The following is a 952-nucleotide window of genomic DNA, read 5'->3' as shown; positions in this document are numbered from 1 at the left end:
GATCGTCACCGTGCGGGCATCGATGAATGCATCGTCAGTCGATTCATACTGACGCGCGTTCAGCCACCACAAGACCAGCCCCAAGGCAATCAGGAACAGCACGAGCAAGATCGCGATGGATATGTAGGGGTGCCGTCGTGGGAAGCGCAGCAGGCTGGGCTTTGGTTCTTCGGCGTCGTTGTCACGCGTTTTGCTCTTCGTAGCGTCAACCCGGCCCGCATCTTCCCTGCGTTTTGGCGAGGCGTCTGATTTGGCCCTGCGCGACGTACCCTGCGTGTCGCTGGTTTCGGCAGGCTCTTTGGTTTGGGTTTTCGCGTCCACGGGAGAACTCTTAGGAAGGTGTCGACCGTTTTGGCAGTGGCCAATCAACGACAGCCGCTCGCAAAAGGTTCCTGACGACCGATGATGGTTTCGCGCCTGGTGAAGTCGACTCAGCCTATTACGACCCTTATCACGATCGCCGGAATCACGATGCCGACCAACCCGGCTATGAAGATGATTCGACGTGTGCGTGTTCGCAGGATGATCTCACCCTGCCGCGCCCGCTCCGCCGAGAATACACGCCCATCGTCACTGTTCTTGTCATGCCGATCATCGCTCATGATCGTTTCTCTCGTGCTTTCGAAAGACAACCATCGCCCGGCAGGTGAAGTTCCGGATGCGTCGATGCAGCCAACAAAAAATTGATCACAGGCGCGTGAGGAGGGAACTTTGATCTTGGCGGTTGGTTGGGTCCGCTTGAGACCCAGCCAGCCCGGAGCCAGCCATGTCCGAAGCCAAAATTGCCAGTGGCCTGAGCAGACGCATGTTCATGACGGCCTCTGTTTCGGCGGTAGCGGCAATGCCGCTTGTCAATTCCTCGAAGAGCGCTGACCAGCCAACGTCCGCCAAACCGGCCGGACCGCGCGACCTGTCGGCGGTTTCAATGCGTATCAACAAACAGCCCTACAAC

General features: G+C 58.1%; 2 pseudogenes. One reads left to right on the top strand and one right to left on the bottom strand.

The annotated features are described in order from the left end of the window. Positions 1-321: pseudogene (locus tag EN935_RS41645) on the bottom strand (HlyD family secretion protein); the annotation flags it as partial. Between the two features lie 445 nt (positions 322-766). Here EN935_RS41645 and EN935_RS41640 point away from each other — a divergent pair. Next, positions 767-952 (top strand): annotated as a pseudogene (locus tag EN935_RS41640) ((2Fe-2S)-binding protein); the annotation flags it as partial.

The organism is Mesorhizobium sp. M7D.F.Ca.US.004.03.1.1 (assembly GCF_003998635.1).
Taxonomy (GTDB): domain Bacteria; phylum Pseudomonadota; class Alphaproteobacteria; order Rhizobiales; family Rhizobiaceae; genus Mesorhizobium; species Mesorhizobium loti.
The sequence above is the reverse complement of the archived record's forward strand: the minus strand, read 5'-3'. Positions and strand labels throughout refer to the sequence as shown.